This is a genomic window from Microvirga tunisiensis (assembly GCF_009296175.1).
GTDB classification, from domain to species: Bacteria; Pseudomonadota; Alphaproteobacteria; order Rhizobiales; family Beijerinckiaceae; genus Microvirga; species Microvirga tunisiensis.
In genome coordinates this window covers 25251-38980 of the sequence record NZ_VOSK01000018.1, presented here as the reverse complement: position 1 = coordinate 38980, position 13730 = coordinate 25251, and the positions used below count along the sequence as shown (strand labels likewise).

Here is a 13730-nt window from a genome sequence, read left to right as displayed (position 1 = left end):
CAACGCGGATCTAGAGCATCGGGCCCAAAAGTGGAATCCACATTTGGAATCCATCCGATGCCCATTCCTTGATGAGCGCATCGTGCGGAAAACCGGAACCACTTTTGAAATCCGCGTGCTGGAAGAAGCGCCCCCGAAATCTCGGCAGCGCCTCCTGTTTTTCAGCTCGCGAGGGACATATCCCGGTCCACCTCGACCTCGACGGAGAGAGGCTCGCGCACGAGGCCGGTATGGCCCCAGCTCTTCAGGCTCTCCCATGCCCGCCGGTCGAGGCGGAAATGGTCGGCCGGATAGAGCCCTCCCCGGGCCGGCAGCTCGACGAGGCCGGCGCCCTGATAGGCGAAGCCGCACTTCTCCAGCACCCGCCGGGAGGCCGGCTTGATGACCCGGGCCGACGCGGTGAGCTCGTCCATCTCGCCATAAGCAAAGAAGGCATCGATCAGCGCTCGGGCTACCTTGGTAGCATAGCCCTTGCCCCAGTAGGGAGTACCGAGCCAGTAGCCGAGGCTGGGCTTGCCCATCTCCGGATCGGGGCCGATACCCACCATGCCGATGAGGCTGTTCGGCCGCCCCTTCGGCGTGATGGCGAGCTGCAGCCCATGGCCGTCCGCATTGGACCGCCGGGACTGGAAGATAAATCGCTCGGCATCGTCCGGGTGATACGGATGCGGAATTCGAGCCGTCATCTCCGCGACCGATTTCTCACCGGCAAGGCGTACGATGGCTTGAGCATCCGCGAGACGGGCCCAGCGCAGCCACAGGCCGCGGGTCTCGAGGCGGAAAACATCGTCACGGGTGAGGTCGGGAAACATCGTCTTGCTCCGATCCGTTGGGCCCCCCTTGGGCCCGAGAAATGACGAAGGGGAGGTGGACATCCCACCTCCCCTGTCGATTTCGGATCTGAGCTTGGCCTTTTGGGCCTGATTGGAGCTTTAGATCCGCCGGGTCGGTGTGATGCCGGCGGGAGCTCCTTCGTTTCGCTCTCGCCGTTTACTCTGCGGCCTCTTGAGCCGGTACGACCGATACAAAAGCTCGGCCTTGACGCGTCAGGAATCGGACTCGGCCATCGGCCGTGGCAAAGAGGGTGTGGTCTTTGCCCATGCCGACATTGGCGCCGGCATGCCATTTCGTGCCGCGCTGACGAATAATGATGTTGCCGGCGACAACCTGCTGATCGCCGAATCTCTTGACGCCCAGACGACGGCCTGCCGAGTCACGGCCGTTGCGAGACGAACCGCCTGCTTTTTTGTGAGCCATGGGTTACTCCCGTGTTCCTGTCAGTTGCCGAACGCTTATTCAGCGGTGGCCGGCGCAGCTTCGTCAGCCGCAGCCTTGGTGGTCTTCTTAGCCGCAGCCTTCTTGGGCTTCGCGCCCGCGGAGAGGATCTCGGTGATCCGCACCACGGTATAGTCCTGGCGATGCCCGCGCTTGCGGCGCGAATTCTGGCGACGGCGCTTCTTGAAGGAGATGACCTTCTCGCCGCGGGTATGTTCCACCACCTCGCCTGCCACAGTCACGCCCTCCACGAGGGGGGCGCCCACCTGGGTCGAGCCGTCGTTCGTGACCATGAGAACCTGGTCGAATGTAACGGCAGCGCCTGGCTCACCTGCGAGCGTGGCGACGGTGATGACGTCGTTGGCGGCAACGCGATATTGCTTGCCGCCGGTCTTGATCACTGCGAACATCTTGATCCTCGTGTTCAAACCCAATTCTCAGCGGGGAAAGTCCCCACCGGATTGGCTTTTTGGCAGTTCCGGCTTCGGTTCACGGCAGACTGAGCTGCCGCATGGATATGGGCAGGCACTCGTACCCGCTCATAGAGGAGGCCTACCTACGGACTGCCCTCGCCTTTGTCAATCAAAAACCTGATTTTTGGTGCTTGAAGACCCGCCAAGCCCGTGATATCCACCCCGCCTCAACCAGCGGGACCAAGGTCCTTCGCACCCCGGAGAGGTGGCAGAGTGGTTGAATGCACCGCACTCGAAATGCGGCATACGGGCAACCGTATCGGGAGTTCGAATCTCCCCCTCTCCGCCACTCCTGCTCAAAATCAAGCATTCACCTTAAATCCAGGCTCCACATAGGTTTCATGCCGCCCGAGTGGTACACATGATCCTTGCAATGGCACGTCCCTGGAAGCATCCCAAGACCGGCGTCTACTGGTTCCGCAGGCGGTTCCCACCCACCTCCTCGCGGCTGTCGGCAAGCGCGAGGAGAAACGCAGCCTCGGGAATCTCCTGCAGGCACCGCTCCACATAAGGGCCATCTGGTTCCCTGGGCTTCTAAGGAATCCTCGTTTGATGGGCAGGATGGTGAAATCGTAGGTATCGGGGTTCGGGAACTCCCTCCCTGCCACCGGCGGGGTGAACTCGCCCCTGATGATCTGGTCGGCTGCGTTTCCACGAATCCATAGATCTGTCGGATCGTTGGCCGGAAGGGGAATCCAGACGTGGTATCAATGGGTGCGACCCGGGATGTTTCCCCAGGCCGGCAGCCCCGTCCGCGGTGGAAGGTCGGCGAGCGCGGCGTGGGCGCGAGCCTCGCGTCATCTTCCTCGGCGACATTGTCGACCATGGTCCCGACAGCCGGGGGATGATGGACCTCGTCGCCAAGACGCTGGCTCCCATCATTGCGACTTCACGAGGCCGGAAAACCCGGCAACGGCCAGCAGGCTCAGCGCCCACCCCACGACGGACTGGAAATAGAAGTAGGTCAGGGCGGACGTGCCCCAACGCTTCGATGGATCCGGCCGCCAATACGCCTTCTGATCCATCTCGAGCACCGGCAGCAGCGTGTCCATGGAATACATCCAGGCATTGAAGCGGGGGTAGCTCGACGCCTCCCACTGCTCGCGGAAACACGCAAGCTGCGTTTGGCCCGCCTCGGCACGACCGCTCACGGACTGTTGCGTCGATGCGAGAAATCGCTGCTCGGACTTGCCGACCCCGCACAGTGTCCACTCGGGCGAGCGCAGGACCACGGGGCTGTTCGGCTTGAAGGCGTCCTGTAGCTCCGCGTATCCGAAGATGATGACGCCGAAAAGCCAGAAGAGCGTGAGCCACACGAAGGCCAAAAGCGGCTGGCGCCCGTAGGCGACGGTGACCTCCAGAACGCCGTCCTTGATGGCGATCATCCCCCGCCACAGGCGGGACCGCGCCCGCTTCCGACGTGCCCGCCTTTGCAGGCGCTCCTTCGCAATGAGCACGGCGCGCGCATCCTCATCGTGTCCCATCTCGCGAAAGACCGTCGCGAGATGCTCGAAGGGCTGCGGCCAGAAGTCCTCGCCCCAGCGCTCCGGTGTCTGCAATGAGAGCCAAGCGAGACGGCCCGCTGCATCGACCGGCCCGTCGATGAAGGCCCCGTAGCGGCAGCGGTTCAACCGGACATCGCCCTTGCCGGGCCAACACGCGAATTCATCATGGACCGTGTCGATCGAGGCTCCCTGCATGTCCAGGAGACCCTTGACCTCGGCACCGTTGCGCAGGAAGAAGGCGCCTTCGATCAAGGTGCGGCTCAACTGGAGCGCATTGTGACCGGGATTGACGAAGGCCGCGCCGGTGCAGTCCAGGTCTCCTCCGATGTGGGATCCCAGCAGCCGCACCTCGCCCTCGACGGCGGCGGCGCGCAGGATGACGCTGCCACCCGCCTTGATGGCGTCGGCACCGATCGCGACCTTGTCCGGACGGTAGACGACGAGCCCGGCGCAATCGAAGTCGGCTGCGAGTTGCGCGCCCGACACGTTGATGCCGCCCCTGATATCGGCGCCCCGCAGGTAGATGTTGCGCACCTCGAGGCTTCTGGCATTGAGCGCGATGCCTCCGATCGCGTGAATGGTAGCCCCATCGCACGCGAGGTTGCCGCCCAGGCGCGCGTCGGCGAGGCGGATCTCCCCGCTGACGTGGGCCCCGCGCAGGTAAAGCCCGCCCCGGGCCTCGAGCCGCTCTGCATCGATTCCGGGGAGGAAGGATCCATCCAGGAACAGGCGATCGATCACGGCCGACCTCAGAACGGGAGCGGCGTCGAAGCGGCAGTCCTTCAACCCGATGTCGCGGAACACACGGCATGCCTCGAGGTCGAGGACACCCCTGATGTAGGCCCCGCTCAGCCGAACCCCTTTCTCATGGGGCCGATAGCCTTCCTCGCCGCCCAGGAGGAGGAAGCGCAGGAACGCTGCGCGGACGGCCCGTGACGGATCATCCGCTTCCGGACGCGAGCCGTCGCCCAGACGATCGAGATCGCCGCTGAGGAGCCGGGAAACGATCTCCTCCTCGGCCGGCAGGAAGGGCCGAAATCTGTCGCTCTGCACGGGCCGACCTTTCTGTTCGCCCTGATGTTTGGCCTCTGCCGTGTTCAAATATCGGCAGGCCCGTCACAATCAGACCTAACCCGATCCGCCCCAGCCAGGACGGTCGGCTGACGCTCATTCTCACGATCGGTTCACCACAACCTTTGCTGCCGCCAGGCGCCGGTAGAGGGTCCGGCGACGGAGCATGGGCAGCCAGTCGTAGACGACCATCTCGGCGGGCCGCCAGATCACGACCCAGCCGACGATGACGAAGCGCTCCTGGAGCACGCGGCCGAATGGTCCTCCGGCGCTCTCGGACAGCCTCCAGGCAACGAAGAGGCAGCCGCCCAGAACCGCGACGCCGATCGCCTGGCCAAACGCGATGGCGATCATGAGGATCCACGACGCCTTTTCCTCCGCCTGGACGTGATTGAGGGTCGTCGCACCTGTCATGGGTGTCGCCCGGGGTGAGCGGCCCGATGGTGTTTGGCGAAATGGCAGCACCTCGTTATGTCTCCGGCGTCGAGACGAGCAGGTCGAGACCGAGGCACTGCGACAGGAACTGCGCCGCCAGTTGCCCCCTGACGCTGTTGCCGGCCTTATCGAGCGGTGGCGCGAAGGTGCCCAGTCCGCCCTTGCCCGGCGACACCGTGACGATGCCGCCGCCGATGCCGCTCTTGCCCGGCAGGCCGATCTCGTAGAGCCAGTCACCCGAGGTCTCGTACAGCCCAGCGGTCAGCATGACGGCGAGCGCGTAGTGGCAGACGTCCGGATGAACGACCTGCTCCCGGGTGACCGGATTGAAGCCGCCATCAGCGAGCGTCGCACCCATGACCGCAAGATCCTTCGCGCTGACGTTCAGCGAGCATTGCCTTGTGTAGAGATCGACCGCCTCGGCGGGATCGCAGTAGATTCGGCCGACGCTCTCGAGCATCCAGGCGATGCTGCGGTTGCGGAAGTTCGTCTCCGATGCCGAGGCATAGACCTCCTCGTTCAGCGCCAGCTCGCGTCCGGCAAACCGCGAAAGCCCCTCGTGGATGAAGCGCCACTTGGCATCCGTGTTCCCGCCGGGCGCCAGGCTCGTGGTTGCGATGGCGCCCGCATTCACCATCGGGTTGGTCCGCCCGTCGGCATTGCGCTCGATGCCGGCAAGCGAATTGAAGGCATGGCCCGTGGCGTTCACGCCGAGCCGCTCGCGCGCTCCCGTCGCGCCGATCAGGTTACAGACCAGCGCGAACACGAATGGCTTGGAGACGCTCATGACGGTGAACGCATGTTCGGCGTCCCCGACCTGGAAGACGCTGCCATCGGTTCCCACGACGCAGATGCCGAACAGGTCACCCGGCACGCGGGCGAGCGCCGGGTAGACCTGCGAGACCTGTCCTTGGTCGACGGACCGGAACCGTTCATGGGCTTCCATCACGAGCCGTTTGACGGCCTCCCCGGACGGCAGCCGCCCGGTGGAGATGTAGGAGGTTCCGGGGTTCACGAACGGGTTTAGCAGCTCCATGATCAGCCTCCTCTCGCGTCTCCCGCGACGGTGTGCTGCCGCTGCCGCCTACCAGCGGCCCCTGCGACGGACCCAGTGGCCCGACACCCAGACCCAGCGTCCGCGGCGGGCATTCCAGACCCAACGGCCCGGCACCCAGATGAACCCAGGCCGTGGCCGCGGACGGCGCTCGACCCGCCGGCGTGGCGCGGGCGGACGTCGGCCGGGCCGTGGCCTCTGAGGACGACGTTCGGGCCGCGGCTGGGCTTCGGCGTCCGTCGATGCGACCGTGCCGAGCGGGATGGCTAGCACCGCACCGAGCAATCCGGCCAGAAGGGAGCGTCGTGACAGCATCTCAATCTCTCCCGCTGTCTTCAATGCGTCAGGCCGGATGAGCGGCCATCGTGCCCGCAGCTTCCACACCCTCGCTCGGGCTCGGCGGGTGCGCCCGCGAGAGGGCGGCCTGGAGCTTGGCTTCCTGGGTCGGGTTATCGAACCCGACGATCACCAGTTCAGCCATGATGTCCTCCCAAGCGCAGCGAGAGGCCGTTGCGAACGGTGAGAGTATCGCCTGCTGGAGGCACGTCCATCGGGCAAAACCCCGAACCGGGACCGGAATTGTCCCGAGAACGTGTGCAAAAACCGCCTTCGCCGAACCGCCGCTTTCACCACGGTCGCAGGTCCGCCCCAAGGACCTGCGACCGGACCGCCAGGGGATGTTTGCGCCCGACCCGATTAGGGCCTCTCTCCCGAGAATTTCAGGGTTTCCCCCAATATCCGAACACGAGGCGATGGCGGAACCTGTCGTCGTCCGCGGCCCATGGCGGGTTCGCGATCAACAGCCCGGAAGGGAAGGTCCGATGAGGAAGATCACGACAGCCATCGCCGCCGCGGCGCTCACGCTCTCCGTCGCAGCTTGCGAAACTCCCGGCGAGCGGGCGGTGGGCGGCGCCGCCATTGGCGGCCTTGCGGGGGCCGCGATCGGTGGAGCGGCGACGGGCCGGGCCGGAGGGGCCCTGGCCGGAGGGGCTATCGGTGCGGCCGGCGGGGCCATCGTCGGCAGCGCGACAGCCCCGCGGAGCCGCTGCCCCTATGGGACCTTCCGCGACCGATGGGGCAATCTCCGCTGCCGCTGATCGCACGGTGAGGTCGATCGCCTGGGAGCGGTACCTGGCGGGCTTTGCGCAACCCGCCGGGACGGAGCGGGAGCCGACATCGGGTACGCGGGTGGAAGGGACTTGGTGGCGTGAGCTTCTGCGGGGCCCGCGTCCCCGACCGCGACAGACACGATGTCCCGAGACAGGATTGAGCACGTTACCGCATAACCGTTGGAGCCCGCCATTCTCCGCACCGGGAAGGATCTTTAGGCGCGGCCTCAGGCCAATTCCCGGTCCGCCCCAGGGTTAACCCCGATGGACCCGTTGCCTGCGAGGGATAACCTGAGGGTCACCAAGGCGGGCCATCTTCCCTTCGAGGAGTACGTTCCATGGCTGAAGTGCCGTCGAGGAGCAATCCCGTTTCCGCAATGGCCCGATCCATGCCGCCCCAGCCCGGAGCTGTCCGGGAGATCATGGTTCGACAGGCATCGGCATTCTTCGATAAGGACATTGCCTCCCTCGACCGCGAGGCGCGCGTGAAGAAACTCGATTCTCGATCCTGGGACCTGGGCGTCATCCGGCTGGAACGGATTTCACTGGTCCGGAGATCGGGAAGGATCCACCGCCGCGGCACTGTCCGGGCTGATGACGGGTCCCGCGGAGGCCATATTCGGTCCGTCGCGTCAGCGTACTTGCAGCATGGATCGCCACCTGACATGAATTGCCGGATCCTGGTCGCCTCACTCGACGAGGAGGCCTCCGAGCAGCTCTTGACCGCATTCCTTCCGCGTACCGTGCTCGGGAAACCGGTGCTGTCGCCAGGCAGGGAACACATGGTGGCCCTGAATTCGTGGCAAGGTGCCTTTCTTGCGGACCATCTCCTCTCGTTGGCCCGTGTGCTGCCCTCGATCCCGAAGGCGCACTGGCCGATGCTGGGGGCGGTGACCTGCACCCTGGTTCAGAGCTGCCTCGTTCCCGCGCCGGGCAATCCCGCACGGACCGACACGTCGAGAGCCACGGCACTTCGCGAGCGTCTCCGCTGCGTCGTCAGACGGAACATGAGCTCGCCGGATTTCGATCCGGAGGCGTTCAGGCGGCTTGTCGCGATGTCACGATCCAAGCTTTACCGTATTTTCGAGGGGGTTGGCGGCGTCGCACGGTTTATCCAGGACGAGCGCCTCGACGCGGCCAGGCAACGCCTCGCCGACATCGGGGACAGGATTTCGATTAGGGCGCTGGCCGGTGAGGTCGGGTTCCTCGAACACTCGACCTTCAGCAGGGCGTTCAAGCTGAGATACGGCAGCAGTCCCTCGGAATTCAGGGAGATGGTTTCCGCCCATCATCCTCTCGAGACACCTGACCATCGACATGATGTCGAGAGCATGCCTTGAGCGTGCGATGGGTCCGGGTGACATGTGCAGGCTTAACGATCGTCATCATCACATCCACACCATCGGTCCGGGGCAAGGTGGGCGCTGCCCCTGTCTTCAGGGCGGACCACGCTGCCGCCTCATTTGAAGCGGGACATTGCGCCAGCCCTCTGTTCACGGGCAGTCGTCGGCCGCGTCCTGATGGGAGCCACCCGCTGGCCCGGGTGAAGGGCCTGGACACCGCCGGTGACGACGACATCGTCCGGGTCGAGCCCGTGCGAGATGATGGCCCTGTCGGAATCAAAGCGCAGGATGTCGACGGTTCGCAGCGAAACGGTGGACGTCGCGGGATCGACGATCCAGAGTGCCGGCGATTGCCCGGCCCTGGTGAGAGCACTCGCCGGAACCGCGATGACCGCCGGAGAGAGCAGTTCGATCGTCCCGATGACGGTCGATCCCAGCCGCATCGCTTCCGGAGGATTTTGCAGGCTGACCCGGACCTGGAACGTGCGGGTCACGGGGTCCGCCTGCGCCGCGATCTCGCGTACGCGCCCGACGGCGACGACGGAGCGGTCATCGGCGAGGGCGACGCGGATGACTGGATCCTCGTCCTGCCGCTCGAGGAAACGCGCGGGCACGTTGAATACGGCATCGCGTCCATCGTCGCGGGCCAGTCGCACGATGGCCTGGCCCGGCTGCACGACTTCACCGGGCTCGGCGCTTCGAGCCGTCACGACGCCGGCGGTGCTGGATCGAAGCTCTGTGAAGCCGAGGCGATCACGCGCCAGTTCGACTTGCGCCTCGGCGTCCTCGAGGCTGGATTCGGCGGTGTTCCTCGCCTGCAAGGCCTGGTCGAAGCGCGGCCGGGTCGTGAAACCCTGCGCCATGAGCTGTTCCTGACGGTCAAAGGCACTGCGGGTCGTGCTCACCTCGCCTCGCGCGGCCGATAAGGTTGCCTTCGCGGCCGTGAGGGCATTCTGTTCGGTTTGCGGGTCGAGCCGGGCAACGATTTGCCCGGTCGAAATCCGGTTGCCGACGTTCACGGGTCGCTCCACGACGCGGCCACCGATGCGGAAAGCAAGCGCGACGTTGTTTTCTGCCTGGATCTCGCCCGACAGTTGGATATCGTTTGCCAGCTTGCTCGCCTCCACCGAGACGACATCGACCGGGCGACCCATATCCGGCGGAGATGGTTCGCTTTGGCCGCATGCAGCCAGTCCGGAAAGGATGACGGCGGTCATCGCCGGCCCCGGTCGGACCCATGCAGTCAATCGTGACGTCAGGGCGGTCATATCGGTCATGATCGGGACGCTCCCGCAACCGCCGGAACGGCGTCGACGGTGCCAGCGGCGGACGAACGCCTGTCGAACACGGTGACATAGAGCGTGGGCAGCAGGATCAGGGTGAGGACCGTGGCGACCAGGAGCCCACCCATGATCGCATAGGCCATCGGGCCCCAGAAGACCGTCGGTGCGATCGGGATCATGCCGAGAACGGTAGAGATCGCCGTCAGCATGATTGGACGGAACCGCGTCGTGCTTGCGTCGAGCGCGGCCTCCACGACGCCCTTGCCGCCGGATCTCTCCGCCTCGATCTGCCCGATCAGGATCACGGCATTCTTCGTGATGATGCCGATTAGGGCGAGAACGCCGAGCAGCGCCACGAAGCCAAGGGGCTTGCCCGATATCAGGAGCGCCCCGACGACCCCGATGAGGCCAAGGGGGGCGATGCAGAGGACCAGGCCAAGCAGCTTGAAGCTGCGCAACTGCGCCATGAGGACCGTCAACATGATCAGGAGCATCAGGGGAACCACCGCAATCACCGACGCCTGCGACTTCGCGCTCTCCTCGACGGTTCCGCCGACATCGATCCGGTATGAGGGCGGCAGGGTCCGCCGCAGTTCATCGATCTTCGGGGTCAGGGCGGAGACGGCCGTTTCGGGAAGGATTCCCGGCGCGACATCGGCGGCGACGGTCAGCGTCGGCACCCGGTCCCGGCGCCAGACCAGGGGTGTATCGAGCCCGTAGTGGAACGTGACGAACTGCGACAGCGGCACGGATTGCCCCCCCGGCAAGGCGACCTCCATGGTCCTCAACGTCTCGATCGAGGCCCGCTCGTCGTCCCTTGCGCGAGCGACGACATTGACGAGATAGATGCTGTCACGCACCTGAGTGACGACCGTTCCGGACACGACCGTGTTGAGAATGGACGCGAGCGCCGCCGAGCTGAGGCCAAGGCGCCTCGCCTCATCCTGGTCCACCCGCAACTGAAGCTTGCGCGATGGCTCGATCCAATCGAAATTGACCTGCTTGGCCTGCGGGTTCGAGGCAACGACCTGGGCCAGCTTCATGGCAACGGTGCGGACCTCGCCGGTATCCGGTCCGCTCACGCGGTATTGCAAGGGCCAGCCCACGGGAGGTCCGAGCTCCAGCGGGTAGACCCGCCCGACCAGATTCGGGAACTCGTTGGCCAACATCGCTTCCAGCTTCACCTGAAGCCTTTCCCGGGCGGGCACATCCCTTGCGACGATCACGGCCTGGCTGAAGAAATCGTTCGGGAGCTGGACATTCAGCGGAAGATAGAAACGGATCGCGCCGCGTCCGACGTAGGTGCTCCACCGCACGACGTCGGGATCGTCCTTCAAGGCTGCGTCGAACCGACCGACGAGTTCCTCGCTCGCGAAGATCGAAGCGTTCTGGGGCATCGTCAGGTCGACCAGAAGCTCCGGGCGGTCGGACGCCGGGAAGAACTGACGCGGCACCAGCGGAAGAGCCAACAGCGAGGCGCCGAATAGGCCGATGCTGACGGCAATCGTGAGCCAACGGGCCCTGATAGCGCCGGAGAGGAGCCGCCGGAAAAGCACGACCGCGCGGCCGGGTGGCGCGTCGGCTGAAGAGGTCTTCGGCTTGGACAACATCGCGACGCCGAGCACCGGCGCGAACACCACCGCCACGAGCCAGGAGATGACCAGGGCGATGCTGACGACGGCAAAGAGCGAGAACGTATACTCGCCCGCCGAGCTTGCCGCGAAGCCGATCGGGACGAATCCGGCGATCGTCACCAGCGTGCCGGCCAGCATGGCCATGGCATACCGCTCGAAGGCATAGGTCGCGGCCTTCACCTTTTCGTCGCCCGCGGCGAGGCGGGTCACCATGGCGTCGGTGGTCGTCATGGCATCGTCGACGAGCAGGGCCAGCGCGATGATCAGCGCCCCCAGCGAGATGCGCTGCATGTCGATGTCGACGACATCCATGATCGCGAGCACGGCCGCGAGTGTCAGCGGAATGGACAGGGCGACGACCAGGCCGGGGCGGATCCCGAGGCTGATGAAGCTTGCGACGAGGATGATGGCAACCGATTGCCAAAGCGACGTCATGAAGTCGGCGATCGCGTGATCGACGGTCACGGCCTGGTCGGCCACCAGATGCGGTTCGATGCCGAGCGGCAGGTTGGCGGTGATCCCCGCCATCGCCTTCCTGACATTGTCGCCGAGCGCCAGGATGTCACCGCCGTCCCGCATGGCGATGCCGAGGCCGATCGCCTCCCGCCCGTTGACATGGAACATCGGCTGCGGCGGGTCGGCCGGGCCGCGCTGTACCGTTGCGATATCGGCCAGCCGGACCATGCGGTCACCCACCGGGAAGTTCACGTCGAGAAGATCGGCTTCCGTCTCGAAAGCCCCGGATACGCGCAGGGCCATGGTCTCGTCCCGGGTCTGGAGCACACCCGCCGGCCGCACGAGGTTCTGGCTCTGCAAGGCCGCCAGGAGGACCGTCCGGTCGATGCCCAGGTTGGCCAGTTCCCTCACTGAGAACTCGACGAAGATCCGCTCGTCCTGGGCGCCGATGATCTCGATCTTGGATACGTCGGGAACGAGCAGGAGCCTGGAGCGGATGTCCTCGACGTAGTCCCGTAGCTCCCGACGGGTGAACCCATCGGAGGTGAAGCCATAGATGATGCCGAACGTGTCGCCGAACCGGTCATTGAAGAACGGCCCGAGCGTGCCGGTCGGCAACGTGTGGCGGATGTCCGTCACCAGGTTGCGGACCTGATACCAGGTATCCTGCACGTCCGATCCCGGGATCGACTGCTTCAGGTTGACGAAGATCGTCGTCAGTCCCGGCGTGGTCGAGCTTCGCAGGAAGTCGAGGCCGGGTGTTTCCTCGAGCTGACGCTCGAGCCGTTCCGTGACCTGCGTCAGGGTATCTTCCATGGTCGCACCGGGCCAGGCCGCGGAGACGACCATCGTCTTGATGACGAAGGAGGGATCCTCATTCCGGCCGAGGCGAAAGAATGCCAGGAGGCCAGCGGCCACGGCCACGATCATGAGATAGATCACGACGGAGCGGTTCCTCAGGGCCAGTCCCGACAGATTGAAGGTCATTGCGGTTCCATTCCGGGGAGCATTACGGATTGGCCCTCGTGCAGGAGATTGGCGCCGGCGGTCACGACGATGTCGCCCACGGCGATCCCCTTCGCGACGAGGGCGGTTGCGGGACCGGCGCTGATCACGTCGAGGGTGCGCCAGATGACCTTGGTCGTCCCTGGATCGACCGCCCATACGCCGGTGTCCTGCCCCCGCCGCACCAGTGCCGTGGAGGGGATCGCCAGCGCCGTCTGCGCGCTCCCCCGGAGGATGCCCGAGACGGCCGTGCCGAGCCTGAACGATTGCGGCGGATTGGTGAGGCCGACACGGATGGCAAACGTTCGGGTGACGGGATCCGCCTGCGGAGCGATCTCCCGGACCCGGCCGTGAGCCTTGACATTCGGATCGCTGGCCAAACCGACGACGACCTCGACATCCGGCGTTGCCGCCCGAGCCAGGTCGGCCGGGATCTCGAAGACGGCATCGCGACCATCCCGCCGAGCGAGCTGCACGATCATCCGACCGGCTGCGACCACCTCACCGGGCTCCGCGCCGACTGCCGTCACCACGCCCGGCGCATCCGCCTTCAGGGTGGTGAACCCGACGATATCCTCGGCGGTCCGGACGCGGGCCCCGGCCCCGTCCACCTGTGCCTGCGCCGCCGTGCGCGCCTGCTCGGCGGCCTCGAAATCGGCTCGCGTGGTAATGCCGCGTTCGACGAGTTGACGCTGCCTCTGGTACTGGTTGTCCGCCTGTGCCAGGACGCCCTGGGCCGCCGCCAGCGCCGCCCGTGCGGAGCGGAGCTCGTTGAGCTCGTTCTCCGGGTCGAGACGTGCGACCACCTCTCCATCGCCCACCGACACTCCGACGCGGGCAGGCCTTTCGACCAAACGGCCGCCCAATCGGAACGACAGAGATGCCTGGTCCTGAGCCTCGATATGGCCCGCGAAACCGACATCCGCTGACTTGGCGGCAGGCTCGACCACGATGACACGGGCGGGTCGAACCGGTGCCGGCGCCTCGACCTCGGCCTGGCATGCGGCGCACCAGAGCACGAAGGCGACCGGAACGGCGACTTGCAAGGGAGGACGAGCGCCGAAATCTCGAGACATTTCCCACATCC

General features: G+C 65.6%; 13 protein-coding genes and 1 tRNA gene. 3 read left to right on the top strand and 11 right to left on the bottom strand.

From position 1 onward, the window contains the following. Positions 1-161: 161 nt before the first annotated feature. The 3 genes from FS320_RS08005 to rplU all read right to left on the bottom strand — a co-directional run bounded on the left by FS320_RS08005 (position 162) and on the right by rplU (position 1685). Complete coding sequence (locus FS320_RS08005) at positions 162-812, bottom strand: GNAT family N-acetyltransferase (protein ID WP_152710640.1); 651 nt, start codon at positions 810-812, stop codon at positions 162-164. 178 nt (positions 813-990) lie between these two features. Further along, positions 991-1257 carry a 50S ribosomal protein L27 gene (gene rpmA / locus FS320_RS08000; RefSeq protein ID WP_152710638.1) on the bottom strand — a complete coding sequence of 89 codons (267 nt, stop codon included), beginning with the start codon at positions 1255-1257 and terminating at the stop codon, positions 991-993. Between the two features lie 35 nt (positions 1258-1292). Then, positions 1293-1685, bottom strand: coding sequence for a 50S ribosomal protein L21 (gene rplU / locus FS320_RS07995; RefSeq protein ID WP_152710637.1), 393 nt, complete (start codon positions 1683-1685; stop codon positions 1293-1295). 262 nt (positions 1686-1947) lie between these two features. Here rplU and FS320_RS07990 point away from each other — a divergent pair. Then, positions 1948-2037: transfer RNA gene (locus FS320_RS07990), tRNA-Ser, on the top strand. Between the two features lie 589 nt (positions 2038-2626). Here the strand turns inward: FS320_RS07990 and FS320_RS07980 are convergent. From FS320_RS07980 to FS320_RS45095, 5 genes are all read right to left on the bottom strand, one after another. Beyond that, complete coding sequence (locus tag FS320_RS07980; protein ID WP_162002875.1) at positions 2627-4306, bottom strand: hypothetical protein; 1680 nt, start codon at positions 4304-4306, stop codon at positions 2627-2629. A 120-nt stretch (positions 4307-4426) separates the two neighbouring features. Then, positions 4427-4738, bottom strand: coding sequence for a hypothetical protein (locus tag FS320_RS07975; RefSeq protein ID WP_152710634.1), 312 nt, complete (start codon positions 4736-4738; stop codon positions 4427-4429). A 55-nt stretch (positions 4739-4793) separates the two neighbouring features. Next, a complete protein-coding gene (glsA, locus tag FS320_RS07970) occupies positions 4794-5795 on the bottom strand; it encodes a glutaminase A (RefSeq protein WP_152710632.1) in 1002 nt (333 codons plus the stop codon). 48 nt (positions 5796-5843) lie between these two features. Next, positions 5844-6128, bottom strand: a complete 285-nt coding sequence (locus tag FS320_RS07965; protein ID WP_152710630.1) for a YXWGXW repeat-containing protein — start codon at positions 6126-6128, stop codon at positions 5844-5846. A 28-nt stretch (positions 6129-6156) separates the two neighbouring features. Beyond that, positions 6157-6294, bottom strand: a complete 138-nt coding sequence (locus FS320_RS45095) for a hypothetical protein (RefSeq protein WP_153885292.1) — start codon at positions 6292-6294, stop codon at positions 6157-6159. 340 nt (positions 6295-6634) lie between these two features. On the opposite strand from FS320_RS45095, the gene FS320_RS07960 reads away from it, so the two are divergent. Both FS320_RS07960 and FS320_RS07955 read left to right on the top strand, forming a co-directional pair. Next, positions 6635-6910: a hypothetical protein gene (locus FS320_RS07960; protein WP_152710629.1), complete on the top strand. Its 276-nt coding sequence runs from the start codon at positions 6635-6637 to the stop codon at positions 6908-6910. A 350-nt stretch (positions 6911-7260) separates the two neighbouring features. Further along, the gene (locus tag FS320_RS07955) at positions 7261-8262 is read left to right on the top strand and encodes an AraC family transcriptional regulator (RefSeq protein WP_152710627.1); all 1002 of its coding nucleotides are present in this window, start codon (positions 7261-7263) and stop codon (positions 8260-8262) included. Positions 8263-8381: 119 nt separating this feature from the next. Here the strand turns inward: FS320_RS07955 and FS320_RS07950 are convergent, their stop codons facing one another. From FS320_RS07950 to FS320_RS07940, 3 genes are read right to left on the bottom strand one after another with little or no spacing between them, the layout of a single operon-like run. Further along, the gene (locus FS320_RS07950) at positions 8382-9542 is read right to left on the bottom strand and encodes an efflux RND transporter periplasmic adaptor subunit (RefSeq protein WP_152710626.1); all 1161 of its coding nucleotides are present in this window, start codon (positions 9540-9542) and stop codon (positions 8382-8384) included. Further along, a complete protein-coding gene (locus FS320_RS07945) occupies positions 9539-12625 on the bottom strand; it encodes an efflux RND transporter permease subunit (RefSeq protein WP_152710624.1) in 3087 nt (1028 codons plus the stop codon). Before FS320_RS07945 ends, FS320_RS07950 begins: the two co-directional genes overlap by 4 nt. Beyond that, positions 12622-13719: an efflux RND transporter periplasmic adaptor subunit gene (locus FS320_RS07940; protein WP_244627027.1), complete on the bottom strand. Its 1098-nt coding sequence runs from the start codon at positions 13717-13719 to the stop codon at positions 12622-12624. The genes FS320_RS07945 and FS320_RS07940 overlap by 4 nt, the downstream gene beginning before the upstream one ends. Positions 13720-13730 lie beyond the last annotated feature (11 nt).

Excerpts from the sequence above, each read along its gene's own strand:
- FS320_RS45095 (WP_153885292.1), bottom strand. The coding sequence starts at position 6,294 with ATGGCTGAACTGGTGATCGTCGGGTTCGATAACCCGACCCAGGAAGCC.
- FS320_RS07950 (WP_152710626.1), bottom strand. The coding sequence starts at position 9,542 with ATGACCGATATGACCGCCCTGACGTCACGATTGACTGCATGGGTCCGA.
- FS320_RS07945 (WP_152710624.1), bottom strand. The coding sequence starts at position 12,625 with ATGACCTTCAATCTGTCGGGACTGGCCCTGAGGAACCGCTCCGTCGTG.
- FS320_RS07940 (WP_244627027.1), bottom strand. The coding sequence starts at position 13,719 with ATGTCTCGAGATTTCGGCGCTCGTCCTCCCTTGCAAGTCGCCGTTCCG.
- FS320_RS07955 (WP_152710627.1), top strand. The coding sequence starts at position 7,261 with ATGGCTGAAGTGCCGTCGAGGAGCAATCCCGTTTCCGCAATGGCCCGA.
- glsA (WP_152710632.1), bottom strand. The coding sequence starts at position 5,795 with ATGGAGCTGCTAAACCCGTTCGTGAACCCCGGAACCTCCTACATCTCC.
- FS320_RS07975 (WP_152710634.1), bottom strand. The coding sequence starts at position 4,738 with ATGACAGGTGCGACGACCCTCAATCACGTCCAGGCGGAGGAAAAGGCG.
- rpmA (WP_152710638.1), bottom strand. The coding sequence starts at position 1,257 with ATGGCTCACAAAAAAGCAGGCGGTTCGTCTCGCAACGGCCGTGACTCG.
- FS320_RS08005 (WP_152710640.1), bottom strand. The coding sequence starts at position 812 with ATGTTTCCCGACCTCACCCGTGACGATGTTTTCCGCCTCGAGACCCGC.
- FS320_RS07960 (WP_152710629.1), top strand. The coding sequence starts at position 6,635 with ATGAGGAAGATCACGACAGCCATCGCCGCCGCGGCGCTCACGCTCTCC.
- rplU (WP_152710637.1), bottom strand. The coding sequence starts at position 1,685 with ATGTTCGCAGTGATCAAGACCGGCGGCAAGCAATATCGCGTTGCCGCC.
- FS320_RS07965 (WP_152710630.1), bottom strand. The coding sequence starts at position 6,128 with ATGCTGTCACGACGCTCCCTTCTGGCCGGATTGCTCGGTGCGGTGCTA.